Source organism: Cloacibacterium caeni (assembly GCF_907163105.1).
Classification (GTDB): domain Bacteria; phylum Bacteroidota; class Bacteroidia; order Flavobacteriales; family Weeksellaceae; genus Cloacibacterium; species Cloacibacterium caeni_A.
Genome location: NZ_OU015321.1, coordinates 1620154 through 1644987, shown reverse-complemented (window position 1 = coordinate 1644987; position 24834 = coordinate 1620154). Strand labels below are relative to the sequence as shown.

25 protein-coding genes and 1 tRNA gene are annotated in these 24834 nt (G+C 33.2%); 18 read left to right on the top strand and 8 right to left on the bottom strand.

Annotated elements, in window-relative coordinates; translation table 11 throughout:
• Positions 1-49: 49 nt before the first annotated feature.
• Both KKQ76_RS07495 and KKQ76_RS07490 read right to left on the bottom strand, forming a co-directional pair.
• A complete protein-coding gene (locus tag KKQ76_RS07495; RefSeq protein ID WP_213196609.1) occupies positions 50-1606 on the bottom strand; it encodes an Rne/Rng family ribonuclease in 1557 nt (518 codons plus the stop codon).
• Positions 1607-1860: 254 nt separating this feature from the next.
• Positions 1861-2151, bottom strand: coding sequence for an HU family DNA-binding protein (locus KKQ76_RS07490; RefSeq protein WP_069797137.1), 291 nt, complete (start codon positions 2149-2151; stop codon positions 1861-1863).
• A gap of 47 nt (positions 2152-2198) precedes the next feature.
• Between KKQ76_RS07490 and mutY the strand changes: the two genes are divergently transcribed.
• The 6 genes from mutY to KKQ76_RS07460 all read left to right on the top strand — a co-directional run bounded on the left by mutY (position 2199) and on the right by KKQ76_RS07460 (position 9560).
• Positions 2199-3236, top strand: a complete 1038-nt coding sequence (gene mutY / locus KKQ76_RS07485) for an A/G-specific adenine glycosylase (RefSeq protein WP_213196608.1) — start codon at positions 2199-2201, stop codon at positions 3234-3236.
• Positions 3237-3293: 57 nt separating this feature from the next.
• On the top strand, positions 3294-3848 hold the full coding sequence (gene gldD, locus KKQ76_RS07480) for a gliding motility lipoprotein GldD (RefSeq protein ID WP_213196607.1): 555 nt from the start codon (positions 3294-3296) through the stop codon (positions 3846-3848).
• A gap of 125 nt (positions 3849-3973) precedes the next feature.
• Entirely contained in the window at positions 3974-4894 is a 921-nt protein-coding gene (locus KKQ76_RS07475; protein WP_213196606.1) for a PfkB family carbohydrate kinase, read from the top strand.
• A gap of 324 nt (positions 4895-5218) precedes the next feature.
• Positions 5219-7063, top strand: a complete 1845-nt coding sequence (locus tag KKQ76_RS07470) for a peptidylprolyl isomerase (RefSeq protein ID WP_213196605.1) — start codon at positions 5219-5221, stop codon at positions 7061-7063.
• 79 nt (positions 7064-7142) lie between these two features.
• Positions 7143-8495: a peptidylprolyl isomerase gene (locus tag KKQ76_RS07465; protein WP_246501363.1), complete on the top strand. Its 1353-nt coding sequence runs from the start codon at positions 7143-7145 to the stop codon at positions 8493-8495.
• Between the two features lie 105 nt (positions 8496-8600).
• Positions 8601-9560, top strand: coding sequence for an NAD(P)H-dependent flavin oxidoreductase (locus KKQ76_RS07460; RefSeq protein ID WP_213196602.1), 960 nt, complete (start codon positions 8601-8603; stop codon positions 9558-9560).
• 123 nt (positions 9561-9683) lie between these two features.
• Here the strand turns inward: KKQ76_RS07460 and KKQ76_RS07455 are convergent, their stop codons facing one another.
• The gene (locus KKQ76_RS07455) at positions 9684-9977 is read right to left on the bottom strand and encodes a rhodanese-like domain-containing protein (RefSeq protein WP_104793309.1); all 294 of its coding nucleotides are present in this window, start codon (positions 9975-9977) and stop codon (positions 9684-9686) included.
• A gap of 275 nt (positions 9978-10252) precedes the next feature.
• On the opposite strand from KKQ76_RS07455, the gene queG reads away from it, so the two are divergent.
• Positions 10253-11176 carry a tRNA epoxyqueuosine(34) reductase QueG gene (gene queG, locus KKQ76_RS07450; RefSeq protein WP_213196600.1) on the top strand — a complete coding sequence of 308 codons (924 nt, stop codon included), beginning with the start codon at positions 10253-10255 and terminating at the stop codon, positions 11174-11176.
• Positions 11177-11271: 95 nt separating this feature from the next.
• Positions 11272-11952 (top strand): TIGR02117 family protein, encoded by a 681-nt coding sequence (locus tag KKQ76_RS07445; RefSeq protein ID WP_213196598.1) that lies wholly within the window; start codon positions 11272-11274, stop codon positions 11950-11952.
• A gap of 261 nt (positions 11953-12213) precedes the next feature.
• Here the strand turns inward: KKQ76_RS07445 and KKQ76_RS07440 are convergent.
• Both KKQ76_RS07440 and KKQ76_RS07435 read right to left on the bottom strand, forming a co-directional pair.
• Positions 12214-12295: transfer RNA gene (locus KKQ76_RS07440), tRNA-Leu, on the bottom strand.
• 70 nt (positions 12296-12365) lie between these two features.
• Positions 12366-13133 carry an MBL fold metallo-hydrolase gene (locus tag KKQ76_RS07435; protein ID WP_213196597.1) on the bottom strand — a complete coding sequence of 256 codons (768 nt, stop codon included), beginning with the start codon at positions 13131-13133 and terminating at the stop codon, positions 12366-12368.
• 47 nt (positions 13134-13180) lie between these two features.
• Here KKQ76_RS07435 and KKQ76_RS07430 point away from each other — a divergent pair, with 47 nt between their 5' ends.
• Together KKQ76_RS07430 and KKQ76_RS07425 are read left to right on the top strand one after the other, a co-directional pair.
• Complete coding sequence (locus KKQ76_RS07430) at positions 13181-14614, top strand: TonB-dependent receptor (RefSeq protein WP_213196595.1); 1434 nt, start codon at positions 13181-13183, stop codon at positions 14612-14614.
• A gap of 13 nt (positions 14615-14627) precedes the next feature.
• The gene (locus tag KKQ76_RS07425; protein WP_394369364.1) at positions 14628-15074 is read left to right on the top strand and encodes a GAF domain-containing protein; all 447 of its coding nucleotides are present in this window, start codon (positions 14628-14630) and stop codon (positions 15072-15074) included.
• Between the two features lie 18 nt (positions 15075-15092).
• Here the strand turns inward: KKQ76_RS07425 and KKQ76_RS07420 are convergent, their stop codons facing one another.
• Positions 15093-15668, bottom strand: a complete 576-nt coding sequence (locus tag KKQ76_RS07420; RefSeq protein WP_213196593.1) for a pyruvate decarboxylase — start codon at positions 15666-15668, stop codon at positions 15093-15095.
• Positions 15669-15841: 173 nt separating this feature from the next.
• Here KKQ76_RS07420 and rpsO point away from each other — a divergent pair, with 173 nt between their 5' ends.
• From rpsO to KKQ76_RS07385, 8 genes are all read left to right on the top strand, one after another.
• A complete protein-coding gene (rpsO, locus tag KKQ76_RS07415; protein ID WP_069797122.1) occupies positions 15842-16111 on the top strand; it encodes a 30S ribosomal protein S15 in 270 nt (89 codons plus the stop codon).
• A 79-nt stretch (positions 16112-16190) separates the two neighbouring features.
• Positions 16191-16418, top strand: a complete 228-nt coding sequence (locus tag KKQ76_RS07410) for a hypothetical protein (RefSeq protein ID WP_213196591.1) — start codon at positions 16191-16193, stop codon at positions 16416-16418.
• Between the two features lie 4 nt (positions 16419-16422).
• A complete protein-coding gene (locus KKQ76_RS07405; RefSeq protein WP_213196589.1) occupies positions 16423-16710 on the top strand; it encodes a type II toxin-antitoxin system RelE/ParE family toxin in 288 nt (95 codons plus the stop codon).
• A gap of 126 nt (positions 16711-16836) precedes the next feature.
• A complete protein-coding gene (locus KKQ76_RS07400) occupies positions 16837-19023 on the top strand; it encodes a polyribonucleotide nucleotidyltransferase (protein ID WP_213197488.1) in 2187 nt (728 codons plus the stop codon).
• Between the two features lie 392 nt (positions 19024-19415).
• On the top strand, positions 19416-21092 hold the full coding sequence (locus tag KKQ76_RS07395) for a formate--tetrahydrofolate ligase (protein ID WP_213196587.1): 1677 nt from the start codon (positions 19416-19418) through the stop codon (positions 21090-21092).
• A gap of 160 nt (positions 21093-21252) precedes the next feature.
• Positions 21253-21378: a hypothetical protein gene (locus KKQ76_RS12785; RefSeq protein WP_260199801.1), complete on the top strand. Its 126-nt coding sequence runs from the start codon at positions 21253-21255 to the stop codon at positions 21376-21378.
• Positions 21379-21755: 377 nt separating this feature from the next.
• Positions 21756-22316 carry a YceI family protein gene (locus tag KKQ76_RS07390; RefSeq protein WP_213197487.1) on the top strand — a complete coding sequence of 187 codons (561 nt, stop codon included), beginning with the start codon at positions 21756-21758 and terminating at the stop codon, positions 22314-22316.
• A gap of 101 nt (positions 22317-22417) precedes the next feature.
• The gene (locus KKQ76_RS07385) at positions 22418-23065 is read left to right on the top strand and encodes an alpha/beta hydrolase (protein ID WP_213196585.1); all 648 of its coding nucleotides are present in this window, start codon (positions 22418-22420) and stop codon (positions 23063-23065) included.
• Here the strand turns inward: KKQ76_RS07385 and KKQ76_RS07380 are convergent, their stop codons facing one another.
• Both KKQ76_RS07380 and KKQ76_RS07375 read right to left on the bottom strand, forming a co-directional pair.
• Positions 23066-24070 carry an MlaD family protein gene (locus KKQ76_RS07380; protein WP_213196583.1) on the bottom strand — a complete coding sequence of 335 codons (1005 nt, stop codon included), beginning with the start codon at positions 24068-24070 and terminating at the stop codon, positions 23066-23068.
• Positions 24071-24083: 13 nt separating this feature from the next.
• Positions 24084-24833: an ABC transporter ATP-binding protein gene (locus KKQ76_RS07375; RefSeq protein ID WP_213196581.1), complete on the bottom strand. Its 750-nt coding sequence runs from the start codon at positions 24831-24833 to the stop codon at positions 24084-24086.
• Position 24834 lies beyond the last annotated feature (1 nt).

Sequence of the window (24834 nt, the reverse complement as noted above, 5' to 3'; positions counted from 1 at the left end):
TCTAACTCTCCTCAAGGAGAGCACCGAAAATTTCATTTGTTATTACTCATTAATTCGAGTAGCTTACGAGTTCTTTTTTGTCTGCATCATAGAGTCTGTACTCCAGATATTTAAAAGAATCTCTTGGGATAATGGTTACCCATTTTTTGTATTTGATAAACCATTTCATTTGTTGGCTCATCAATCCTTTTGTAAGATATGCTTCTACAAACGGATGCGTGTGTAGGTATAATTTGCCCTTGTTTTTGGTAAAGAAATCTTTGATGGTTTCTTCCATGCGTTCTACCACAAAAATAGGAGCCAAGATTTCGCCGTCTTTATTCGGGTTTTCTTCTTTGGTGTCTATTTGTTTTTCTGGTCTTACACGTTGTCTGGTGATTTGTATCAAACCAAATTTACTCGGCGGTAGGATTTTGTGCTTTGCTTTGTCGCGTTTCATTTCTTCGCGCAAGTGTTCGTAGAGGTCTTTTCTGTGGTCAGGATTTGGCATGTCTATAAAATCTACCACAATAATTCCTCCCATATCTCGCAGTCTGAGTTGTCTTGCAATTTCTGTAGCTGCCATTTTGTTCACGTTTAGGGCGTGTTCTTTATTGGCAGTGCCAGAAGAAATGTTGTTCCCAGAGTTCACGTCTACTACGTGCAGTGCTTCTGTGTGTTCTATCACGAGGTAAGCACCTTTAGAACTTGGGATGTTTACGTGTTTTCCAAAAGATTGTTTCAGCTGTTTTTCTACATTGTAATATTCCAGAAGAGGAATGTGAGAATCATAAAATTGTACAATGTTTTTTCGTTCTGGAGCAATGACTTCAAGATAATTTTTCATATCGTTTACCATTTGTTCATCGTCACAAATGATAGAAACGAAATCTTGATTGAAATTGTCTCTCAAAATAGCCGAAGCTTTGTCTTCTTCACTAAGAACTTTGGCAGGAGTTTTATTTTTTTGGATATTTTTGAAGCAAACGTTCCATTTATCAACCAGTTGGTTCATGTCGTTATGAAGTTCTGCTACTTTTTTTCCTTCTGCTACTGTTCTGATGATTACACCGAAACCTTCAGGCTTTATGCTTTCGATAAGCGTTTTGAGCCTTGCTTTTTCTTCGGTGCTTTTAACTTTTTTAGAGATAGAAACCTTATTATCAAAAGGGATGAGTACTAGAAATCTACCCGTTAAAGAAATCTGGGTAGAAATTCTGGGCCCTTTAGTAGAAATAGGTTCCTTGGTAATTTGCAATAAAACTTCGTCTTGAGCAGCAATGACTTTGTCTACAGTGCCGTGCTTGTCTATTTCTGGCTGAATTTGGAAGTTTTTAAGCGAAGAAGTTTGTTGTCTTTTGGATACCGTATCCTGTAAAAACTTGCGATAGGTAAGATACTGCGGACCGAGATCCTGATAATGCAAAAAAGCATCTTTCTCGTAACCTATATTTACGAAAGCAGCATTGAGATTAGGAGCTAATTTTTTAATTTTTCCCACAAAGATATCGCCTACTACAAAATCTGTATTCTGCTGTATCTCGTGGAGCTCGAATAATCTACCGTCTTCAATAAGGGCAATTTTAGAAGCATCATCTTCATAAGAGATTATTAATTCTTTCTTCATTTTCTAAAATTTCTTTTTAAAGTTTTTAATTAAAACAAAAATATAGTTAGTGCTCATTATTAAAGATAAAAACACCAACTATATTATATTGTATCTAAACAGAAAAGATTATTTTTTCTTATGTCTGTTTGCTCTTCTTCTTTTCTTTCTTTTGTGGGTAGCCACCTTGTGTCTTTTTCTTTTCTTTCCGCTTGGCATAGTTAGAAATTTTTAAAAGTTAATATTTGAATTTTTTTTTGAACCTAAATTATAAATTATTTTACAGCAACCTTAGTTTTAACTTTTTCTACGAAAGTTTTAGAAGGTTTGAAAGCTGGGATGTTGTGAGCAGGAATGTTGATAGCTGTATTTTTAGAAATATTTCTACCTGTTTTTGCTGCTCTGGTTTTGATTACAAAAGAACCGAAACCTCTTAAATATACGTTATCTCCATTATACATAGAAGTTCTGATTTCTTGCATAAAAGCTTCGATAACTTTTTGTGTATCATTTTTTTCTATTCCTAATTTGCTTGAGATGGTGTTTACCAATTCTGCCTTTGTCATTTCCTTTTTTGTTTTTATTTTTGGTGTGCAAATATAAAAAATATTTTTTGAAAAAGAAGAACAAAAATACTGATTTTCTAAACATTGGTTTAAAACTCTTGAAATGGTATGATTTGAATGCGAGAGATTTACCTTGGCGAAAAACCAAGAATCCTTATCACATTTGGGTCTGCGAAATCGTTTTACAGCAGACTAGAGTAGAGCAAGGCAAGAATCATTACCTGAATTTTGTAGAAAGATTTCCTACAGTAAAGTCTCTAGCCAAAGCAGAAATAGACGAAGTTTTACTCTATTGGAAAGGTTTAGGCTACTATTCCCGAGCGATTAATCTGCACAAAGCAGCACAACAAGTAATGGAAGATTTCGGAGGAGCTTTTCCAGACTCCTTTTCTGAAATTTTAAAACTAAAAGGCGTAGGAAAATATACTGCAGCTGCGGTTTCCAGCATTTGTTTTGATGAAAAAGTTCCTGCCATTGATGGGAATTTCTACCGAGTGCTAAGTAGAGTCTTTGCCGATGATTTTGATGTTTCCTCACCGAAAGCGTATGCTTATTTCTATGAATTGGCTTTATTAATAATGCCTGATAAAAATCCGGGTAACTTTAACCAAGCCATTATGGATTTGGGTTCAGAAGTCTGTAAACCTAAAAATCCACAGTGTGAAAGCTGCCCGGTTCAAGAAAATTGTCTGGCCTACGAAACAGGAAAAGTGCTGGATTTCCCTGTGAAATCTAAAAAAGTAAAAGCGGTAGATTTAAAACTACACTATTATTATATAATGTATGAAGATAAATTCCTCATCAAACAACGAGATGATTCCTTTATTTGGAAGAAATTATATGATTTTCCAGAAAGTATTTCTCAGGAATTGGAAGATTATATAGTGGAGGAAAAAACAGTGCATCATAAACTCACGCATAAGAATCTGGAAATCAGTATTTCTAAAGTGATTTTGCAGGATGAAAAAGTTTTTAAAAACTACGCTCAGAAGCATCAATTGCAGATTACAGATTACGAAAATTCTCATCAGAAGTCTTTTCCGAAACCTTTAGAAAATTATTTGAAGAAAACGTTTGAAAATTAAATCTTTAAACTTGATTTTCGAGAAAATTCTTCCACAAAAAATTCTTACTTTTGCAGAATGTTTAAAAAATTAGCAGTCATTTTGTTAGCATTTTCTGCATTGGCGTGTAGCGAAGAAACAAAGCCTAAACCCAAAGGTGAATTGCGTCTAGAATATCCACAGCCTCATTATCAAGCATTTACTAATCCATGTGCTTATAGTTTTGAATATTCAGATTTTGCAGCAATAGCAGATGCTAAACAAGCATGTTGGTATAATTTGCGTTATCCCAAAATGAAAGCCAATGTTTTCATTACGTATTTTCCGGTGAAAAATGATTTTGATGCGCACGTAAAAGAAGTAGAAAAAATGGTTTACGGACATACCATTAAAGCTTCAGCTATCGAAACCAAGTCTTTTTCTTATCCAGAGAAAAAAGTGTATGGAAATGTGTATGAATTAAAAGGAGAAAGTGCTTCTAATATTCAGATTTTTATCACAGATAGCACCAGACATTTTGTAACCGCGAATTTATATTTTAATACAAGACCAAAACCAGATTCACTCGCACCAGCAGTAGATTATATTAAAAAAGACTTGCTGCACATGATTGATACTTTCCAGTGGAAGTAGTTTGAGTGGGAGAGTGGGAGAGTGGGAGAGTTGGAGAATGGGAGAGTTGGAGAATGGGGGAGTTGGAGAGTGGTAGAGTTGGAGAGAAAAAAATAATATATAAAAACAATAAATAATATCTACATATGAAATTATTAGCAGTAGGAACTGTAGCATTTGATGCCATAGAAACGCCTTTTGGTAAAACTGATAAAATTTTAGGAGGAGCAGCAACTTACATAGGTTTAGCCGCTTCTGTAATGAAAACAGACGTGAGTTTGGTTTCGGTGATTGGTGGAGATTTTCCACAGCACTATTTAGATATGATGACTTCTAAAGGAATCAATATCGATGGAGTAGAAATGATTAAGGACGGGAAAACATTTTTCTGGAGTGGGAAATATCATAACGACCTTAATTCTAGAGATACTTTAGCTACAGAACTGAATGTTCTAGAGAATTTCGACCCGAAAATTCCAGAATCTGCAAAAGATGCCGAAGTTTTACTTTTAGGAAATCTGCATCCTGCTGTACAATTAGCCGTGTTAGATAGAATGGAAAAACGTCCACAATTGGTGATTTTAGATACCATGAATTTCTGGATGGATCTTACTTGGGATTTATTATTGGAAGTAATTGCTAAAACAGACGTTATTACCATTAATGATGAAGAAGCACGTCAGCTTTCAGGAGAATATTCACTGGTGAAAGCAGCGCAAAAAATCCACGAAATGGGACCAGAATTCGTGATTATCAAAAAAGGAGAACACGGAGCATTGTTATTTAATGATGGTAAAATCTTCGCAATTCCAGCATTGCCGTTAGAAGAAGTTTTTGATCCAACTGGAGCTGGAGATACTTTCGCAGGTGGTTTTGCAGCGTATTTGACTAAAAACCAAGAATTTACTTTCGAAGAAATGAAATCTGCATTAATTGTAGGTTCTGCAATGGCAAGTTTTACGGTAGAAAAATTCGGAACTCAGCGTTTAGAAGAAGTTACCGAAGCCGAAATGATTAGCAGAATAAAACAATTTAAAGAACTTACCACTTTCGAAGTGAAACTTTAAAAACGTTTTGAAAACGCAGATTACCATGAATTTTCAACTTTTATTAAACGCAAAGTTTATAAAATTGAAATAAAATATCAAGAGAGCAAAGTTAGATTCGCTAGCGAATTGATAAAGCGAACGCTTAAAACGAATTTATTCGTATTCTTTGCTCACTAAAATTGTTCATAGGATTAATAAAATCTTTGCGTTGCATAAAATTTAGATTGCAAAATAATTTTAAGAAATAATTAACTCCCTTTTAAATTTTATTTGAAAGGGATTTTTTTTAGCTTTGAGGCTGTAAATTTTTGGAAAGATGAATGTTAGGATTTCCAAAAGCAAATGAAAATTGAAGAAAACATGAAAAAAACGTTAAGTTTAGTCCTCTTTTTAGCTTTTGTAAGCTATCAATCACAGTATCTTATTATAGGAAAAGACAGTATTTCTGTAGATAAATTTAAAACCGAAAATAAATATGGTTTAGAAAATTCTGGCATAGAAAATACCGTGAAAACGTATGTAGATTTTAAGTTGCTCCAGAATTTTGCTTTAGAAAAAAGAGCAGATACTTTAGGCTATTTCAAAAAAACAATGGCCGAAAAAGAGCAACAACTTAGAGAAGAGCGTTTTTATCCTAAAGAAATCATGCAGTCTTCACTTCAGCAATATTTTTCATCCAACTTGATTGAGAAGAAAATTCAGGTTTTCTATGTAGAAAAAACAGCTGACGATAAAAATGATTACAATCAAATTTACAATGACGTAAAATCGGGTAAAATTACCTTAGAAAAAGCGATTATAGATTACACCAAGCAGAAACCAGAACCATTTTTTGTAAAATCTGGCAATGTAGATGTAGAACTGAACAAGCAACTAGAACTTTTGCAGCCTGGTCAGTTTACGCAATTGGTCAATAGCGCTACAGTTGCGGCTTTTGCGAAGTTGGTAGACAGAAGACCATCATTAGGTTATATTATTTTTGGAATGATTTCTTATCCTAAAAATGAGGAATCAGAAAAAATGAAATCTCAAATTTTTGAAGCGCTGAAATCTGGAAAAAAATTCGAGGAAGTAGCTCAATTATACGGTTCTACCGATAGTGAAAAGAAAAATGCAGGCGTAGTTATGGGTTCTCCGGTTTTGCCAGACGTAGTTTATGAAGCCTTCAAAAATAAAAAGCAGGGAGAATACACCGAACCTATTTTAATCGGCGAAAAATATTTTGTGTTCAATTTGTATTCGGTGGTTCCTTATCAAAGTTCAGAAAAATACAATCCTATGTTCATCAGAGATATGATGGATTCGCCTTTTGCTGATGTAGCGTATAATAAATTGATAGAATCTTTGGTTAAATCTACAGATTACAAAGAATTCCCAGATTTCAAAAAAATTAAGAAATCATATCAGGATTATTTGGCTTTTAAAAATGATAAAGCGGTTTTGTATCAATTCAATAAAGATGCGTTCACTTTTGGTGATTTGAAAACGCTGTTGTCTGAAAATTTTAAAAATGCAGATAAATTAACGAAAGAACAATGGTCTGCTTTCCTTGATTCTAAAAGAGGAAATGATGTTTTTGCCGTTTATTCTAGAGATTTTGTCAAAAAACCAGAAATTAAAGAACAATTGTTAAAAACTCAACAAAACTTATTGGCAGATTTTCTTTTCAGTGAGTGGATTGAAAAGGAACTAACCAACAAACCAGAATTATTGGATGATTATTTCAAAAAAAATCAACAAAAATATATTTGGGAAAAAAGAGCTGATGCAAGAGTGGCAATTTTAACCGATTTAAGCATAGAAAAAGACATCGCCAAAGAAATTAAAGATGCTAAAAATTGGGATGCTCTCAATAAAAAATATTACGGAAAACTGAATGATAAGCAGCAACTCATGGTGCATTTCGAGAAAGGAGAAATGTCTGAAAATGCAGAAGTTTTCCAAGTGAATAAAGTTCCTTTCGAAAAAGGGATTCAAAAAGTGAAACTGGGAGAGAGATTACTCATCATCGCTATTGATGGAATTTTACCGAGTTCACCCATGACCAAAGAAGAAGCCATGGAGGAATTAAGAGCAGATGTGAGAGAAGACATTTTAGCAAAAACGATTGCAGAACAACGCCAAAAAACAAAAATTGTAATAGAACCAAGTTTTAATGCTGAACTTGAGAAGAATTTTAAGAAATAATTATAATAAAAATTATAGGAAATCTCGCAGAGAATCATAATTTTGCAAATCAGTTAAAAATTTAACAATGATTAAAAACATGAAATATTTATTTGCATTGAGTTTTTTGGTAACGCTCATTTCTTTTAATGCAAATGCACAAGTGAAAAAAGGAGATTTAGTAGATGGAATTTCTGCAGTGGTAGGAGACGAAATCGTATTAGAATCAGATATTTTAGAACAACAAAATTACGCTATTCAACAAGGTGCTGCACAAACCAATAAATGCGAATTTATGGAGCAGATTTTGAGCAATAAACTTTTAATTTATAAAGCGAAAAAAGATACTCTTATTCAAGACAGAACGGCTGCGATTAGAGCACAAGCTGGTGATAAATACAATCAGATTTTATCTCAGTTTCCATCTGAAAGAGCCATGTTAGATTCTTATAAATTCCGTTCTTCTTACGAATTGAAAAACGTGATTGAGAAAATGGATATTGATAACTATTATGGCCAATCTAAATATGCGTTAATCACAGATAAAGTAAACATTACGCCTAATGAAGTGACCGATTTTTACAACGCTTTCAAATACCAATTGCCACAAGTAAAAGATGAGGTAGTGCTTTCTAAAATTGTAATGTTTCCTAAACTTACAGATGCGCACAAACAAGAAATCATCGATAAACTTAAAAAAATCAAACAAGATATCTTAAACGGAGAAACTTTCGAAAATAAAGCAAGAATCTATTCTGATGACCCAGGTTCAGCTGCAAATGGTGGTTTGTATACCAACATCGGAAGAGGGAAAATGGTGAAAATCTTCGAAGCTACTGCGCTTAATCTTCAAGAAGGAGAAATTTCTGATCCTGTAGAATCTGAATTTGGTTTCCATATCATTCAATTGGTGAAAAAATCAGGTAAATTGTACGATGCAAGACATATTCTTTTAAAAGCAGAACCAAATGCTGAAGAAATTGCCACTGCAAAAGCAGAAATGGAACAAATTAGAAAAGATATCCTTGAAGGAAAAACTACTTTTAAAGATGCTGCTTACAAACATTCTGATGATAAAAACACCAAGTTTAATGCAGGGGTAATTCCAGCGGAAGACGGTTCTGACAGACAAGAAAAAATTAATCTTCCAGCAACTGTTGCTTATCAAATTGCAGGGGTAAATAAAGGAGATTTAACAGAAGTTTTCATGGATGAACTCAATCAGAAAAAAGCCGTAGTATTAATGAAAGTGAATGACATAATTCCTGAACATTCTCTAGATATCGCTACTGATTTTGAAAGAATTAAAAGTTTTGCTCTTGATAAAAAGAAAAGAGAAACTTTAGAAAAATGGGTTAAAGAAAATCTAGCAGATACTTTTATCTCATTAGACAATCGTTACAAAGATTGCCAGTTCAAAACCGATTGGAACAAAGCGGCAATCGTAAAATAATTTTAAAAATTTCCCACTATATCAATCCCGAAACTTTTCGGGATTTTTTTATTCCCCTCTTTTAGAGGGGTGTCAAAATCTTTGATTTTGACGGGGTGTTTTAAAATGATTATCTTTAAACAAAAAAAATTCATGAACAGAATTACTCAACTTTTTAATATTAAATATCCCATTATTCAAGGAGGAATGATTTGGCATTCTGGCTACAAATTGGCTGCTGCGGTTTCTAATGCTGGTGGATTGGGTTTAATTGGCGCAGGAAGCATGTATCCAGATGTTTTAAGAGAGCATATTCAGAAATGTAAACTCGCTACGGATAAACCTTTTGGCGTAAATGTTCCGATGTTGTACCCTAATATTGAAGAGATTATTCAGATAATTTTAGAAGAAAAAGTACCTATTGTTTTTACATCGGCGGGAAATCCGAAAACGTATACTGAAATTCTAAAAAAAGAAGGAAGAAAAGTTGCGCATGTAGTATCTTCTGTGAAATTTGCAAAAAAATGTCAAGAAGCAGGGGTAGACGCAGTTGTAGCAGAAGGATTTGAAGCAGGCGGACACAACGGAAGAGAAGAAACCACTACACTTTCTCTAATTCCTAACGTTCGTAGAAATATAAAAATTCCGCTCATTGCAGCTGGTGGAATTGCAGTAGGTAGCCAAATGAAAGCTGCGATGATTTTGGGAGCTGATGGAGTTCAAATTGGTTCTAGATTTGCCGCAACCGTAGAAGCAAGCGCTCATGAAAATTGGAAGCAAAAAATTGTAGAAACTCAGGAAGGAGATACGCAATTGACTTTAAAAGAATTGGCGCCAGTTCGTCTCGTAAAGAATAAATTTTTCTATGAATTAGAAGAAATTTACAAAGAAGGAAAAGATATTGAAGCTTTACAGGAAAAACTTGGGAAGCGAAGAGCAAAACGTGGAATGTTCGAAGGAGATTTAGAAGAAGGCGAATTGGAAATTGGACAATCTTCTGCTTTAATCGATGAGATTTTAACGGTAGAACAAGTTTTTCAAAAATTATTGAAAGAGTTTGAGGAGGCTGAATTTTCTAAATTTTAAAATTTTGGTAGAAACAAAAAACGCTTTCAGGGTTTTAAACCCTAAAAGCGTTCGTTAAAACAAAGCCAGCGCTCCCAATTTGGGAGCGCTGTTTGTACAAAAAAATATGAAAACTCTGATTTATTATTTTTTATAATGCTCTAATGCAGCATGTAATTGCATAAAACCACCACCGTTATAGATGTTCTCTAAGCCATTTTGGGCTAGAAATTGGCAAGCTTGTCCGCTTCTTCCTCCACTTCTACAGAAAATGATTTTTGGGCCTTTCATTTCCTTGATTTCGTCTAGTCTTAAAGGAACAGTTGCTAAAGGTATATTTACAGCGCCTTCTATTGCGCCGTCCATCTGTAATTCTTCTGGTTGTCTTACGTCGATTAAGTGATATTCACCTGAATTTAAAATTTCTTCAAAAGTCATTTTTTATTTTTTTAATTATTATTCATTCATTTTTACAGGGCAAAAATAGAAAAAAACTTAACTTCGCACTGTAATTTATGTTACAGACTAAAAATCATACCAAAATAATTGAATAAAAACGCAAAGTCGCTAGAAAAATTTATAAAAATAAAATCTTTTTAAGGCGCTAGAAAATCATAGATTTTCCAAAATAAAACAAACGAAGTTTGTTAAAACTTTGCGTCTTAAAAACGTAAAAATAAAAAAATATATTTGCGCCTTTGCGTTAAAAATTAATGAATTATTCTCAACTGATTAAGCAAAAAGCCGAGAAATTCGAGTTTCAATCTTGTGGAATTTCTAAAGCAGAATTTTTGGAAGAAGAAGCGCCACGTCTTGAAACTTGGCTTAATAAAGGCTATCACGGCGAAATGAAATACATGGAAAATCATTTCGACAAAAGGTTGAATCCCACACTTTTGGTAGATGGTGCAAAATCTGTCATTTCGCTTTCTTATAATTATTTTCCTAAAGTGAAAATAGATGAAATCAATAATTTCAAAATTTCTAAATATGCTTACGGAGAAGATTACCATGAAGTCATAAAAGATATTTTAAAAGGAATGGTGACTGAACTGCAGGAAGAAATTGGTGAGTTTGGTTTCAGGGTTTTTGTAGATTCAGCTCCTGTTCTAGAAAAAGCATGGGCTAGAAAATCTGGTTTAGGTTGGGTTGGGAAAAATGCGAATTTGATTACCAAAAAGCATGGTTCTTTCTATTTTTTAGCCGAAATTATTTGTGATTTAGATTTAGAGTATGATTTGGCGGTTACAGATCATTGCGGAAGTTGCAGAGCGTGTATAGATGCTTGTCCTACTCAAGCCATTGTTTCGGATAGAATTGTAGATGGCAGCAAGTGTATTTCTTACGCTACGATTGAGTTGAAAAACGAAATTCCAGATTATTTTAACGGAAAAATGGATGATTGGATGTTTGGCTGTGATGTTTGCCAAGACGTTTGTCCGTGGAACCGATTTTCTGCACCTACTTTACAAGAGAAATTTGCGCCTAATTTCCAAAAATTGAATTTTAGAAAAAACGAATGGAAGGAACTTACTCAAGAACTCTTTTCTGAAATTTTTAAAAAATCTGCGGTCAAAAGAACTAAGTTTTCTGGATTGATGCGTAATATTAACTTATTGAATGATCATTCTTTGTGAGTTTTGTAAAATTAGAATTGATATTTTACAAAGCTTTTTCGGAGCATTTACAATTTTAATTTTTCGCTTACCTTTATCTTCGAGAAAAAAATATCATGAAGAAATTCTTTAAAATTTTATTGAAAACCGTTGTTTCTATTGTTGGATTGGTGGCTTTGTATTTGTTGAGCGCTTATTTATTGCCTTTTATAGAAATTCCTGCGGAAAAAACCAATGAACCCAAAAATGTAGAAGCATATATTTTGACCAATGGAGTTCATACCGATTTGGTTTTCCCTGTGAAATCAAAAGAAATAGACTGGAGTCAGAAATTTCCTTATGAAGATACGGTTGCCAAAGATTCTACTTTGAGATACATCGCTATTGGTTGGGGAGATAAAGGATTTTATCTGGATACGCCAACTTGGGCAGATTTAAAATTTTCTACGGCTTTCAAAGCAGCTTTTTGGTTGGGGAATAGTGCGATTCATACTACTTTTTATAAAGAAATGAAACTAGGAGAGGATTGTAAGAAATTAGAGATGACTTCAGCGCAATATCAGAAATTGATAAAGTTTATTGATGATGCTATGGATAAAAATGCTGAAGGAAAATATATCAACATCAAAACCAAAGCGGTTTACGGTAAAAATGATTCCTTTTATGAAGCAAAAGGCAGTTATAGTTTCTTATTTACCTGCAATACCTGGACGAATGAAGCTCTGAAAATTTCGGGGCAAAAAGCAGCGTTTTGGACGGCTTCTGATAAAGGAATATTTCAACATTATCAGAATTAAATCCAATATTTTAGAATTATCTATAAAAGAAAATTGATTTTTTGAAGAGAGCGTATCTCAATCAAAAAATCAATTCTTATAATTTTTCTGAATTTCATAATAAAATTAGCTATAAGACTGATTGTTGTCATGATGTTAAGTATTATTGAATGTTAAATTTATAAAGAAACTAAAAGACCTTTAAGGATTATTTGAAAATTACCAATAAATACTGAATTATTGCCAAAAAAAAGAGAACTCTGTTGAAGAGTTCTCTTTTTGTGCCCAGTGCCGGAATCGAACCGGCACATCTTTCGATACTAGAGTTTGAGTCTAGCGCGTCTACCAATTCCGCCAACTGGGCATTAAAAATTGGTGGTGCAAATATAAAATAATTTTAATGTAAAAAAAGAAAATTTTAAGAAAATATTTTCTTAAAATTCTATTTCTAGCCCATCATGTGCAGGATGAATGTTCGCTAGTGTCATAGCTTCTATTTCATCATGGAAGCCAAATCTATTACTGATATGAGTAAGATATGTAGTTTTGGGTTGTAGTTTTTCTACCAATTCTAGAATTTCGGGTAATATATAATGAGCAACATGTGGTTCGTCTTTTCTTAAGCAGTTAATAATAAGAACATCTAAATTTTTTAATTTTTCTTGCTCTTCTTCAGAAATGAAACTGGCATCTGTAATATAAGCAAGGTTTTTGAACTTATAACCTAAAATCGGAAGTTTATAATGTATCACTTGAATAGGTGTGATTTCTGTGTTCTCTATAATAAATGGTTCATTTCCTATTTCTGTGATTTCAAAACTCGGAGCGCCAGGATATTTGTCTTCTGTAAAAGCATACGGAAACCTATTTTGAATTTCTTTTCCTACTCTTGGTAAGCAATAAATAGAAATATCTTTTCTTTTTTGGAAAATAATTGGGCGTAAATCATCTAGTCCAATAACATGGTCATTATGTTCATGCGTAATTAATAAGGCGTCTACATTGCTTTCTTGGTTGGTGAGCATTTGTTGACGAAAATCTGGACCACAATCAATGAGAATCTTTTTCCCTTCATCATCCGTAATCATAACAGATGACCTCAGTCTTTTGTCTTTAGGATTAGTAGATAAACAAACAGGATGAGTAGATCCAATCACGGGAATGCCTTGTGAAGTGCCAGTTCCTAGAAATTTTAACTTCATTTTTGGGTTTTTGTGAGATTTTGGTAAATTTACGCAAAATTTTATTCATGTCTGTAATTAAGCAATATCTTACTCCCAAGCAAAAGGCTTTAGCCATCAATTTAGACCCTAATATATATGGTACTTTTGCAGAAATTGGTGCGGGACAAGAAACGGTTCGTCATTTCTTTAGAGCGGGAGCTGCTTCTCAAACGATTGCAAAAGCAATGTCTGCTTATGATAAGGATTACAGTGATGCTATTTATGGTAAAGAAGATAAAAATAGATATGTAACCCAAAATAGACTGAAAAAAATGCTTCGTCATGAAGTGGGTCTTATTCAAGAGCGCTTAGATAACGAAGAAAATTCACATCGTAAATTTTTCTCTTTTGCGAATACAGTTACTACCATTAATTATCAAAAAACCTTTTTAGGTCACGGTTGGGTAGGAATTATGTTTCAGGCGCAACCTGGTCAAGAGTACAGCGAAATTGTTTTGCATGTAAAATTTAAAGAAAATGATGCTACGCTTCAGCAAGAAACGCTGGGAAATCTTGGCGTAAACTTGGTTTATGGAGCATTTCATTTGTATGACAATCCTAGAAGATTAATCAAAAGTTTGTATGATGATATTTCAATTGATAAAATTGAAATAGACATGATTGATTTTCAAGGACCTGCTTTTCCTTATGTGGATAATCGATTGATGAGTCTTCAGTTGATTAAAAATTCTATGACGGAAGCGGTAATCTTCAATTCTGAAGGGAAAAACATGCTTCCAGCAGATTTGTTGTATAGAAAAGATGTTTTTGCAGTAAGAGGAAGTTTCAGACCAGTAACTTTGGTGAATGTAGATATGTTCGAAAACGGTCTAAAAATGTTCCTCAATGAAACAGAAGGAAAACCAGAAGATACCGTTATTCTTTTCGAAATTACGGTTTCTAACCTCAAAGCTTCCGGAAACTTAGACGAAAGAGATTTCTTAGATAGAGTAGACGTTTTGGCGAAACTGGGTTATACCGTTATGATTTCTAATTTCTCAGAATATTATAGGTTGGTAGATTATTTCACTTCTTATAATGTAAGGTATACCGGAATTGCGATGGGCGTAAATAATTTATTGATGGTTTTTGATGAAGATTATTACAAACATCTTTCTGGTGGAATCTTAGAAGCATTCGGTAAGTTCTTCAAAAAAGATATGAGAGTATATCTGTATCCTTATAAAGATCCTAAAACACACGAATTGCTCACATCAGAAAACTTAAAAGTGAATGACAATCTTAAAGAATTGTATAAATATTTTAAACATAACAGAAGAATTGTAGATATTAAGGATTATAATCCAGAGCATTCTGAAATTTATTCTAGAGAAATTTTGCAGAAAATTTCGAATAGTGAATCAGGCTGGGAAGAGCAATTGCCAGATGGAGTAGCAGCAATGATTAAAGAAAGAGGAATGTTCGGTTACAAAGAAGATATTACATTCGAAGAATATTAAAAATTTAAAAATTATGGAAATTAAAAAAAGACTTTCATCTATTATTGAAAGCCCAAGTCACAATACCACCGAAAAATTAGAGAAAATCTGTCATCTTCTAGACCAAGAGTTTGATTATTTTAATTGGACTGGTTTTTATTTTAGAAATGGCGATAAAGAAGAATTGGTTTTAGGACCTTATGTTGGTGCAGCTACAGATCATACTGTAATTCCTTTTGGTAAAGGGATTTGTGGACAAGTTGCCGTGTCAAACGAAACTTTTGTAGTGCCAGATGTTTGGGAGCAAGATAATTATTTGGCTTGTTCGCTAGAAACCAAAGCAGAAATTGTAGTTCCTATCATTAAAGATGGTGTGAATATTGGTCAAATAGATATAGATTCTCACAAAAAAGACCCTTTTACAGACGAAGATAGAGAATTACTAGAATGGTTGTGTGCTGAATTGGCAAAGATTTTATAAAATTCTATAAATAGAAAATTATTCAGAAGCAGGAGTAGTCATATTCCTGTTTCTTAGTTCAGTAATCATGTTTTTGATGACATTTGCGGTGCCTATTTTTATAGAATTTTCTGCACTGCCGAGTAATCTACCGCTTCCTTTATAAGTATCATAAGAATTTTCTATCACCAGTTCGCCGTCATTATTGTACATTTTCATACTCACGATGACTTGGTTAGAAAAAACATATTTCCCAAGACCAACTTTAAAATATTTTACCTTCGGAACTAAGGCGATTTCTGCACCGTTATTTAGGCAAGATTCTTTAATCATATTCACATCTACGCTGTCATATTTAATGTTAGCATTATTGATGTGCATGATTTTGTAATTGCCGTAATTTTTCAATTCGTCAGAAACGGCACTATAAATAACATTATTGGTGGGTTCTTTTATTTCTTCGAAATTAGGATAAACTTCTGGGTCGAAATAGACAATTCTATCTACGTGTTTTAGCTTAATAGAATGGTTAAGCTTCACCAAGGTGCTTCCTAAATTTTTGCAACTTATGATGATAAGGCTTGCCGCTAAACCACAGAATAGAATTTTTTTCATATCAAAAAGATGATGCAAATTTACGCAGAATTTCAGTAAGTTATTTATAAAATTTAAGAATTTGTTAACATTATTGCGGGAATGTCTTTAGAATCTAAGAATAAATTTTTCGGTTTAAAAATAAAGTTGTACTTTTGCACCTCGTTACATAATAATCATTAAATAATATTGGCATGTACTTAACATCAGAAAAAAAATCAGAAATCTTCGCTAAACACGGAGGAAACGCTGCAAACACAGGTTCTGCAGAAGGGCAAATCGCTTTATTCACATTCAGAATTAACCATTTGTCTGGTCACTTAAAGAAAAACCACAAAGATTATGCTACTGAGAAATCTCTAGTTAAATTAGTAGGTAAAAGAAAAAGATTGTTAGATTATCTTAAGAAAACTGAAATTTCTCGTTATAGAGCAATTATTGCTGAACTAGGAATCAGAAAATAATCAGATACAAGAAAATTTTAGAAGCAACTCAATTTTGAGTTGCTTTTTTATTTATATTTGAATATTAAATTATAAAAAAATGGACATTCGTTTAGAAAAACTAGAGCTCATGAAATTGCTTTTACAGACAGAAAGTGAATCTGTTTTAAAAAAGGTGAGAGAAGCTTTCAAAAACGAGGAACAGGGTTATATTTCTCAGGAACAATATGGTATTGTGGCAGAAAGAAGATCAGAATATTTAAGCGGAGAAGGAAAATACTTTAGTTTTGATGAGGTAAAAAAAAGAATCCAAGAGAAAACCAAATAATCTCATGAAATATAAATTAATATTCAGAGATAAAGCAGTTTTTGAAATGGAAGATGCTTATGAATATTATGAATCTAAATCTAAAGATTTAGGAAAGAAATTTCTCCTTGTTCTGCAAAAATATTTTGATAAAATAGAGCAAAATCCAAAACATTTTTCATGTAGATTTAATGAAATAAGAGAAGCATACATCGTAAAGTTTCCTTTTATAATCTTATTTGAAATTCATCATGAGGAAATAATTATTTATTCCATTTTTCATACCAGTAGAAATCCAGAAGAGAAAATGTAACATGCAATTCAATTTTGAGTTGCTTTTTTGTTATAACTTTTTTAAATTCCGTATCTTTGCCATCGAAAATTTAAAAAGTTTAAATATTAACGCAATCAATACGGATTGCACAAGACAGTAAATTTTATGAATGCTCCAGAAGCAATTATTGAAAAATTTCAATTTAAAGACGGGAGAGAAGTCTCCATTGAAACAGGAAGATTAGCAAAACAAGCTAATGGTTCTGTAGTAGTAAAATGTGGCGGAACAATGCTCCTTGCAACAGTTGTAGCCAATAAAGACGCAAATCCAGGGGTAGATTTCTTGCCTCTAACGGTAGATTACAGAGAAAAATTCTACGCAGGTGGTAAAATTCCAGGAAATTTCTTTAGAAGAGAAACAAAACCTTCTGATGATGAGGTTCTTACCATGAGATTAGTAGACAGAGTACTTCGTCCACTTTTCCCAGAAGATTTCCACGCAGAAGTTCAAGTAATGATTTCCCTAATTTCTTACGACAAAGAAGTAATGCCAGAAGCTTTAGCTGGTTTAGCCGCTTCAGCTGCTATTGCGATTACAGATATTCCTTTCAACGGGCCAATGTCTGAAGTAAGAGTGGTAAGAATTGACGGGCAACTTTCTATCAACCCAAGTATCGAAAATCTTAAAAAAGCAGATTTAGATATTATGGTAGGTGCTACCAAAGATTCTATCGTAATGGTAGAAGGTGAAATGAAAGAAATTTCGGAAGCAGAAATGCTAGAAGCGATTAAATACGCTCACGAAGAAATTAAAGTTCAAATTGAAGCACAAGAAAGATTAGCAGCGAGAATTCCTACATCTCAAACCAAAAGAGAATACTGCCACGAAACACACAACGAAGAAATTCGTGAGAAAGTTTGGGCAGAATGTTATGATAAAGTTTACAACGTAGCAAAAACTCCTTCTACAAAAGAAGAAAGACACGAAAAATTTGCTGCAGTTTTAGAAGAATTCCTTTCTCAATATTCAGAAGAAGAAAGAGCAGACGTAGAACCATTTGCTAAAATTTACTACCACGATGTAGAAAAAGAAGCAATGCGTCAAATGATTCTAAACGAAGGAATCAGATTAGATGGTAGAGATCCTAAAACGATTCGTCCGATTTGGTCAGAAATCGATTATTTACCAGGAGCTCACGGTTCTGCAATTTTTACCAGAGGTGAAACTCAATCTCTTACAGCGGTAACTTTAGGTTCTGTGAAAGATGCCAACATGGTAGATTCTGTTGCTATCAATTATGACGAAAAATTCTTCCTACACTATAATTTCCCACCATTCTCAACAGGTGAAGCAAGACCTCTAAGAGGAACTTCAAGAAGAGAAGTTGGTCACGGAAACTTAGCTCAAAGAGCTTTAGCAGGAATGATTCCTCACGAAAATCCTTATACCATCAGAGTAGTTTCAGATATTTTAGAATCTAACGGTTCTTCTTCTATGGCTACTGTTTGTGCAGGAACTCTTGCATTAATGGATGCTGGTGTACAAATTACAAAACCAGTTTCTGGTATTGCAATGGGATTAATTACTGACCCGAAATCTGGTAAATTCACTGTACTTTCTGATATTTTAGGAGACGAAGATCACTTAGGTGATATGGACTTCAAAGTAACAGGTTCTGCAGACGGAATTACCGCTTGTCAAATGGATATCAAAATCCAAGGTTTAACCATGGATATCATGGAAACCGCATTGAACCAAGCAAGAGAAGGTAGATTACATATTTTAGGAGAAATCCTGAAAACCATCGATAAACCAAGAGCAGATGTGAAACCTCACGCTCCGAAAATGGAAATTTTAGAAATTTCTAAAGATTTCATCGGTGCGGTAATTGGACCTGGTGGTAAAATTATCCAACAGCTTCAGAAAGATACGGATACTGTAATCTCTATTGAAGAAATGGGCGAAATTGGTAGAATTGAAATCTCTGGAACTGACCGTGAGAAAATCAATGCTGCTATTGCTAGAATTAACGAAATTACTTTCGTGCCAGTGGTAGGAACAGTGTATAAAGGTAAAGTAGTAAAAGTAATGGATTTTGGTGCTTTCGTAGCGATTGCTAAAGGAACCGAAGGTTTACTACACATCTCAGAAATTGAATGGAGAAGACTAGATAAAGTTCCGTATGCAGAAGGTGATGAAGTAGAAGTGAAATTTATGGGCTACGATGATCGTAAGAAAATGAGACTTTCTAGAAAAGTTCTTTTACCAAGACCACCTAGACCAGAACAAAAGCCTAGAACTGAAGGAGACGCTCCAAAACCAGAAGGAGAACAACCAACAGAACAAGCATAAAAATAGAAACTCTCGCAATTTTGCGGGAGTTTTTTTATTACGTTTCCTTCACTCTATAATATTCTAAAAGTCTATGGAGAAATTTTTTAAATCGTAGTTTTATAGTTCTCATATTTTTACTTTTTAGATGTTCAAAAATAGGGGTATCCTTTTTGTGATTCAATTACACTTTTGTGTGATTTTTTGATGAATTTTTTAGAAAAATCTAAAAATGTTTTTCGGAGTGTATTCATAGATTGTCATTTTTATTTAGATTGTATTGATATTATTTAGTTAAATCTCTCAAAACCTAAAAAATATTCTCATTTTTTGGTGGCTGATAAATCTCAAGTGTAAAATTTTCATGGTTTAGTCAAATTCTTGTATTTTTGAGAATAAACAAATTAAAAAATATGAGCTTTCCTACAGACTTAGAAATAGCGCAATCGGCAGATATTAAACATATTAGAGAAATTGCAGATAAAATCGGTATAGACCGAGAAGATTTAGAGTATTACGGGAAATACAAAGCGAAAATCCCTTTAAAATACATCAACGAAGAAAATATTAAAAAATCTAAACTGATTTTGGTTTCAGCGATTAATCCCACTCCAGCTGGTGAAGGTAAAACCACTGTTTCTGTTGGTTTATGTGACGGATTGAACAAAATCGGTAAAAAAGCCATCGCAGTTTTGCGTGAGCCAAGTTTAGGTCCAGTTTTCGGGATAAAAGGTGGAGCAGCAGGTGGTGGTTACGCACAAGTAATTCCTATGGTAGATATTAATCTGCATTTTACAGGGGATTTTTCGGCGGTAGAAAAAGCCAATAATTTACTTTCTGCACTCATTGATAATAATCTTCAAGATAAAAAAAGAAGCCTCAATATAGATCCTAGAACCATCGTTTGGAAACGTGTAATGGATATGAATGATAGAAGTCTTCGTCATATTGTAGTAGGTTTAGGCGGTTCTAATAACGGAATTACGCGTGAAGAAGGTTTCAATATTACACCCGCATCAGAAGTGATGGCAATTCTTTGTCTTTCTAAAGATTTTGAGGATCTAAAAAACAGATTAGGAAATATTTTCGTAGGCTATACTTTTGATAAAAAACCAATTTACGCCAGAGATTTAAATGCTCAAGGAGCGATGGCGATTTTATTAAAAGATGCCATTCGTCCGAATTTAGTACAAACTTTAGAAGGAAATCCTGCGATTCTTCATGGTGGGCCTTTCGCGAATATTGCGCAAGGAACCAATACGATTATCGCTACTAAAATGGGACTTTCTCTAGCAGATTTTGTGGTAACAGAAGCAGGTTTCGGAGCAGATTTGGGCGCAGAAAAATTCATGCACATCAAAGGATATTATGGAAATTTAAAACCAGATGCTTATGTTTTGGTGGCTACCATCAGAGCTTTAAGATATCACGGTGGTGCTAAAAAAGGCGAATACGAAAAACCGAATCTTGCAGCAGTAGAAAAAGGCATTGAAAATCTTAAAAAACATATCGAAAACGGCTTTAAATGGCAATTAAAACCAATTGTAGCGATTAATCATTTTGCTACAGATTCCGAAGAAGAAATCAATTTTGTAAAAGCAGAATGCGAAAAATTAGGAGTGAAAGCCATTCTCGCAGATGAATTTACGATGGGTGGAGAAGGCATGAAAGCACTTGCAGAAGAAGTAGCGAGTTGTGCTTTTAACTGCGGTAATAATTTTAAACCTTTATACAGTGTGGAAGATTCTGTGGAGCACAAAATCGAAACAATTGCCAAAGAAGTTTATGGTGCTGACAGCGCTGTATTTTCTCAGAAAGCTAAAAATCAGTTAAAGTCCATTTATGAACTTGGACTGGATAAGCTACCGATTTGTATGGCAAAAACTCAAAAATCTTTATCGGATGATGAGAAAAAAATAGGAAGACCAACTGGTTTCAAAGTTACCGTTCGTGAATTTGAGTTTGCAGCAGGAGCAGGATTCATTATCCCAATTTTAGGAGATATGATGAGAATGCCAGGTTTGCCAAGTATTCCAGCAGCAGAAGGAATGAATATAGACAAAGAAGGCGTTATTACTGGATTAAGTTAATCTTTAGACCATATAAAATACCAAACCGACTTTTTATAAAGTCGGTTTTTTTTGTGAAATTCTATAAATTTTTATGGAAATTCTATAAAATATTTTTTATGGATTTGTAGAATCTTTGTATCAACAAAAAGCAACAGTCATAAAATATAAAAACAAAATTATGAAAAATGTAAGATCAAAAATATTCACTGCGATTTTAGCTTATGTAGCTCCGATTGCTATTAATTATTTGATGAATAGATTTTTGAACAAGAAATCTAAACCGCAAGTAAAATCTACACTATAACAATATAGTTTCAACATAAATCAGTTTTCTCAATTATTTAATTTTTTAGCTCTCGAGATGTTATTTTGACTTTCGGGAGCTTTTTAGTGATAAAACTCAGATGTTTATTATTTGAATATTTCAGATAAAAACTGTAACTTTATGAAATGAAAGATAATAACTTATAAAATATTGAGGATTTTCTTTGAAACCTCAATTTTATAACTATTTTCATAATTTTTAAGTTTTTATGTTAGACTTCGCTTGAGCCATTCAAGCGAAGTTTTTTATTGATAGAAGAAATTAAATATAGAAATTGAAATTTCTTAACATACATCAATGACTTAGTATCAGAAATAAGACTACTTTTGTCTCATTAAAAAAATAAAAAGATTATGATTAAAAAAATTGCATTATCATTAGTACTAGTATCTGGACTAGCTTTTGGACAAGCTAAAAAAGTAGTTTCTTCTGACGTTCACTGGTGGGGTTATAAGTTAGCTAAAACTGAAGCTTCTTCTCACGATGGAACTGTAAACGTGAAAAACGGAACTGTAGTTTTAAAGAAAAACGCTCTTGTTGGTGGTACTTTTGTATTAGATATGACTTCTATTAACGCTACTGATTTACAAGGTGAATATCAACAAAAATTAAACGGTCACCTTAAAAATGGCGATTTCTTCGAGGTTGATAAATATCCTACTGCTACTTTCAAAATCACTTCTGTGAAAAAAGGAGCTAATGGTAAAAGCATCGTTACAGGAAATCTTACAGCTAAAGGAAAAACTAATGCAGTTTCTTTCCCAGCTAAAATTTCAGTTAAAAACGGTGTAGTAACTTTAGAATCTGATAAATTTACTATCGACAGACAGAAATGGGACATAGCTTATAAATCTACTATGCAAGATGTAGTAGTAAAAGACGATATAGATTTGGTTGTTAAACTAACAGCGAAATAGTTTTTTTCAATTGTGTTTTTAGATAATCCTAAAGAAATTTTCTTTAGGATTTTTTGTTTTTAATCTGTAAATTTATACAGAATTACTAAGCTAATAATCGTATGAAATTATATGTCATCAGTGGATTGGGAGCAGATGGAAGTATTTTTGAATACATTCAGTTTCCTAAAAAGTTTACCGAAATTATCTACATCGATTGGTTAATCCCTAATTACAATGAAAGTTTTGAAAACTATGTCAATAGAATGGCCGAAAAAGTAGATGTCAGCGAAAAATTCTGTTTATTGGGTTATTCTTTTGGAGGAATTATGGTGCAAGAAATTCACAAACTGAAACCCGCAGAAAAAGTAGTAATTCTGGGAAGTATAAAGTCTGATAAAGAAATGTCTATCACCTTTCATTTGGCAAAAAGTTCTAGAATTTTTGCGAAACTTCCCGAAAGTTATTTCTCCGAAAAAACCATCAAATCTTATGCTTTTTTCAGAAAATTATTTGACCCGAATAATCCTAAACTTTGGCAATATTTCAAGATGCAAAATCCTACATATTTGAAATGGAGTATCAATAAAATCTTAGAATGGAAACATGAAGAAGATTCAAACGTTATCCAGATTTTAGCAGATAAGGACATTGTTTTTCCAGTAAAAAATTCTAAGCCTAATTATGTCATAAAAGGCGGAACACACCTTTTCCCTGTGACTAAAGCCAAAGAAGTTTCTAAAATTTTAGAAGAAGTTTTCAGTGAGTGATTATTTTTGGTTTTTCTGAGCTTTTTGTTTTTCCTTTTCCAATTTTTTAAAATAACCTCTGAAGAAAATATTATGTTTCAGGGCTTCCAGATTTTGGTTCAGTAAAACACTTGCCTGGTTAAGATTATTCATCGTAGAATCTATATTTTTCACCAAATTGGCATCGTTAGAAAGGTAATTGATGGCGCCTTTCCCATTTTTAGCATTGCTGATGGTTTCGTTTAGATTTTCTACGGTTTTATTGATGTTTTGAGAAGATTCATCGAGATGAGTAAGTGCTCTTCGCATTTTATTGGCCACAGCAGAATCTTTAAGCACCGCAACGATGTTTTCTTTATCATTAATTCCTGCAAGAATTTTATTTACTTCATTAATAGTTTTAGTCGTTTCGTAGCTGGTTTTCTTAATGTTGGCAATGCTGTTTTTAAGGTCAGAGATTCCATATTTCACATCTTGACTTAGCGTTTTGTCATTCAGCAACATACTAAGCGTTCCTGTTCCGTTATTTATTTTTTCAGAAACTTCTAGAATATTAGCCGTAATTTGTTCAGCATTGTTATTGGTTTTATTGAGGGTTTTGAGTAAATCTTCCGTAGTAAGCCTTTCTTCGGCTTTTAGAGTATCTCCAGATTTTGCAAACGAAGCATTTTCAGAACTAGGTGTGATATTGACAATCATATTTCCAACTAAACCATCAGAAGCAATACTTGCCACTGCATTCTTTTTGATGAATTGCATCGCACTTTTGTCGATATTCATTTCTACATTAATGAGCGTATCGTTGATGATTTCTATTTTCTTAACATAGCCCACATTAATTCCAGAAAAACGGACGTTATTCCCTTCTTGTAAGCCATTTACATTTTCGAAATGCGCTTTTAAGGTTTCTGTTTCACCAAAAAATTGCTGTCTGTTTCCAATAAAATAAACAGCCATAATAAAAATGATGGTTCCGAGGATAACAAATATTCCGAGTCTTAATTTTTGAGCAACTGATTTTTCCATGTTTTTAAAAAACTTATTTAAAAAATGCTTTTACTTTTGGGTCTTGTGAAGTGGAAAGTTCGGCAAATGTTCCTTCTGCATAATTTTTTCCGTCAATCAGTAAAATCATTCTATTAGCAATAACTCTAGCACAGTCTACATCATGCGTAATGATGATCGATGAGGTTTTATATTTTTCTTGCACCGATTTCATGAGCAAGATAATTTCTTTAGAAGTAATCGGGTCTAAACCGGTGGTTGGTTCATCATAAATGATGATTTTGGGTTTCAGAATAAGCGTTCTGGCAAGAGCAACTCTTCTTTTCATACCGCCAGAAAGTTCATTCGGCATTAAATCAATTACATTTTTGAGTCCTACATTTTGTAGCGCTTCTTCTACCAAAGGCAAAGTGTCTTTTACATTTCCAAACTTTGAAATATGTCTTCTGAGCGGAAACTCTAGATTTTCTCTCACCGTCATAGAATCATAGAGCGCACTTCCTTGAAATAAAAATCCAATGTCTGCTCTTATTTCATCTAAATCTTTCAGAGAAAGATGCTCTAATTTTTGGCTCATAATTTCAATCGTTCCGCTGTCTGGAATTTCTAAACCAATCAAACATTTTATCATCACCGATTTTCCAGAACCAGATTTTCCCATAATCACCAAATTTTCTCCTTGATAAAGATTTAGGTTAAATCCGTCCAAAACTACATTGTCTCCATATTTTTTATAGAGATTTTCAATTTTGATGATCGGTTCATGTGCAGCATTCGGATTCATT

Coding starts and splice junctions, on each gene's coding strand:
- KKQ76_RS07495 (WP_213196609.1), bottom strand. CDS start 1,606: ATGAAGAAAGAATTAATAATCTCTTATGAAGATGATGCTTCTAAAATT.
- KKQ76_RS07490 (WP_069797137.1), bottom strand. CDS start 2,151: ATGACAAAGGCAGAATTGGTAAACACCATCTCAAGCAAATTAGGAATA.
- gldD (WP_213196607.1), top strand. CDS start 3,294: ATGTTTAAAAAATTAGCAGTCATTTTGTTAGCATTTTCTGCATTGGCG.
- KKQ76_RS07475 (WP_213196606.1), top strand. CDS start 3,974: ATGAAATTATTAGCAGTAGGAACTGTAGCATTTGATGCCATAGAAACG.
- KKQ76_RS07470 (WP_213196605.1), top strand. CDS start 5,219: ATGAAAATTGAAGAAAACATGAAAAAAACGTTAAGTTTAGTCCTCTTT.
- KKQ76_RS07465 (WP_246501363.1), top strand. CDS start 7,143: ATGAAATATTTATTTGCATTGAGTTTTTTGGTAACGCTCATTTCTTTT.
- KKQ76_RS07460 (WP_213196602.1), top strand. CDS start 8,601: ATGATTATCTTTAAACAAAAAAAATTCATGAACAGAATTACTCAACTT.
- KKQ76_RS07455 (WP_104793309.1), bottom strand. CDS start 9,977: ATGACTTTTGAAGAAATTTTAAATTCAGGTGAATATCACTTAATCGAC.
- queG (WP_213196600.1), top strand. CDS start 10,253: ATGAATTATTCTCAACTGATTAAGCAAAAAGCCGAGAAATTCGAGTTT.
- KKQ76_RS07445 (WP_213196598.1), top strand. CDS start 11,272: ATGAAGAAATTCTTTAAAATTTTATTGAAAACCGTTGTTTCTATTGTT.
- KKQ76_RS07435 (WP_213196597.1), bottom strand. CDS start 13,133: ATGAAGTTAAAATTTCTAGGAACTGGCACTTCACAAGGCATTCCCGTG.
- KKQ76_RS07430 (WP_213196595.1), top strand. CDS start 13,181: ATGTCTGTAATTAAGCAATATCTTACTCCCAAGCAAAAGGCTTTAGCC.
- KKQ76_RS07425 (WP_394369364.1), top strand. CDS start 14,628: ATGGAAATTAAAAAAAGACTTTCATCTATTATTGAAAGCCCAAGTCAC.
- KKQ76_RS07420 (WP_213196593.1), bottom strand. CDS start 15,668: ATGAAAAAAATTCTATTCTGTGGTTTAGCGGCAAGCCTTATCATCATA.
- rpsO (WP_069797122.1), top strand. CDS start 15,842: ATGTACTTAACATCAGAAAAAAAATCAGAAATCTTCGCTAAACACGGA.
- KKQ76_RS07410 (WP_213196591.1), top strand. CDS start 16,191: ATGGACATTCGTTTAGAAAAACTAGAGCTCATGAAATTGCTTTTACAG.
- KKQ76_RS07405 (WP_213196589.1), top strand. CDS start 16,423: ATGAAATATAAATTAATATTCAGAGATAAAGCAGTTTTTGAAATGGAA.
- KKQ76_RS07400 (WP_213197488.1), top strand. CDS start 16,837: ATGAATGCTCCAGAAGCAATTATTGAAAAATTTCAATTTAAAGACGGG.
- KKQ76_RS07395 (WP_213196587.1), top strand. CDS start 19,416: ATGAGCTTTCCTACAGACTTAGAAATAGCGCAATCGGCAGATATTAAA.
- KKQ76_RS12785 (WP_260199801.1), top strand. CDS start 21,253: ATGAAAAATGTAAGATCAAAAATATTCACTGCGATTTTAGCTTATGTA.
- KKQ76_RS07385 (WP_213196585.1), top strand. CDS start 22,418: ATGAAATTATATGTCATCAGTGGATTGGGAGCAGATGGAAGTATTTTT.
- KKQ76_RS07380 (WP_213196583.1), bottom strand. CDS start 24,070: ATGGAAAAATCAGTTGCTCAAAAATTAAGACTCGGAATATTTGTTATC.
- KKQ76_RS07375 (WP_213196581.1), bottom strand. CDS start 24,833: ATGAATCCGAATGCTGCACATGAACCGATCATCAAAATTGAAAATCTC.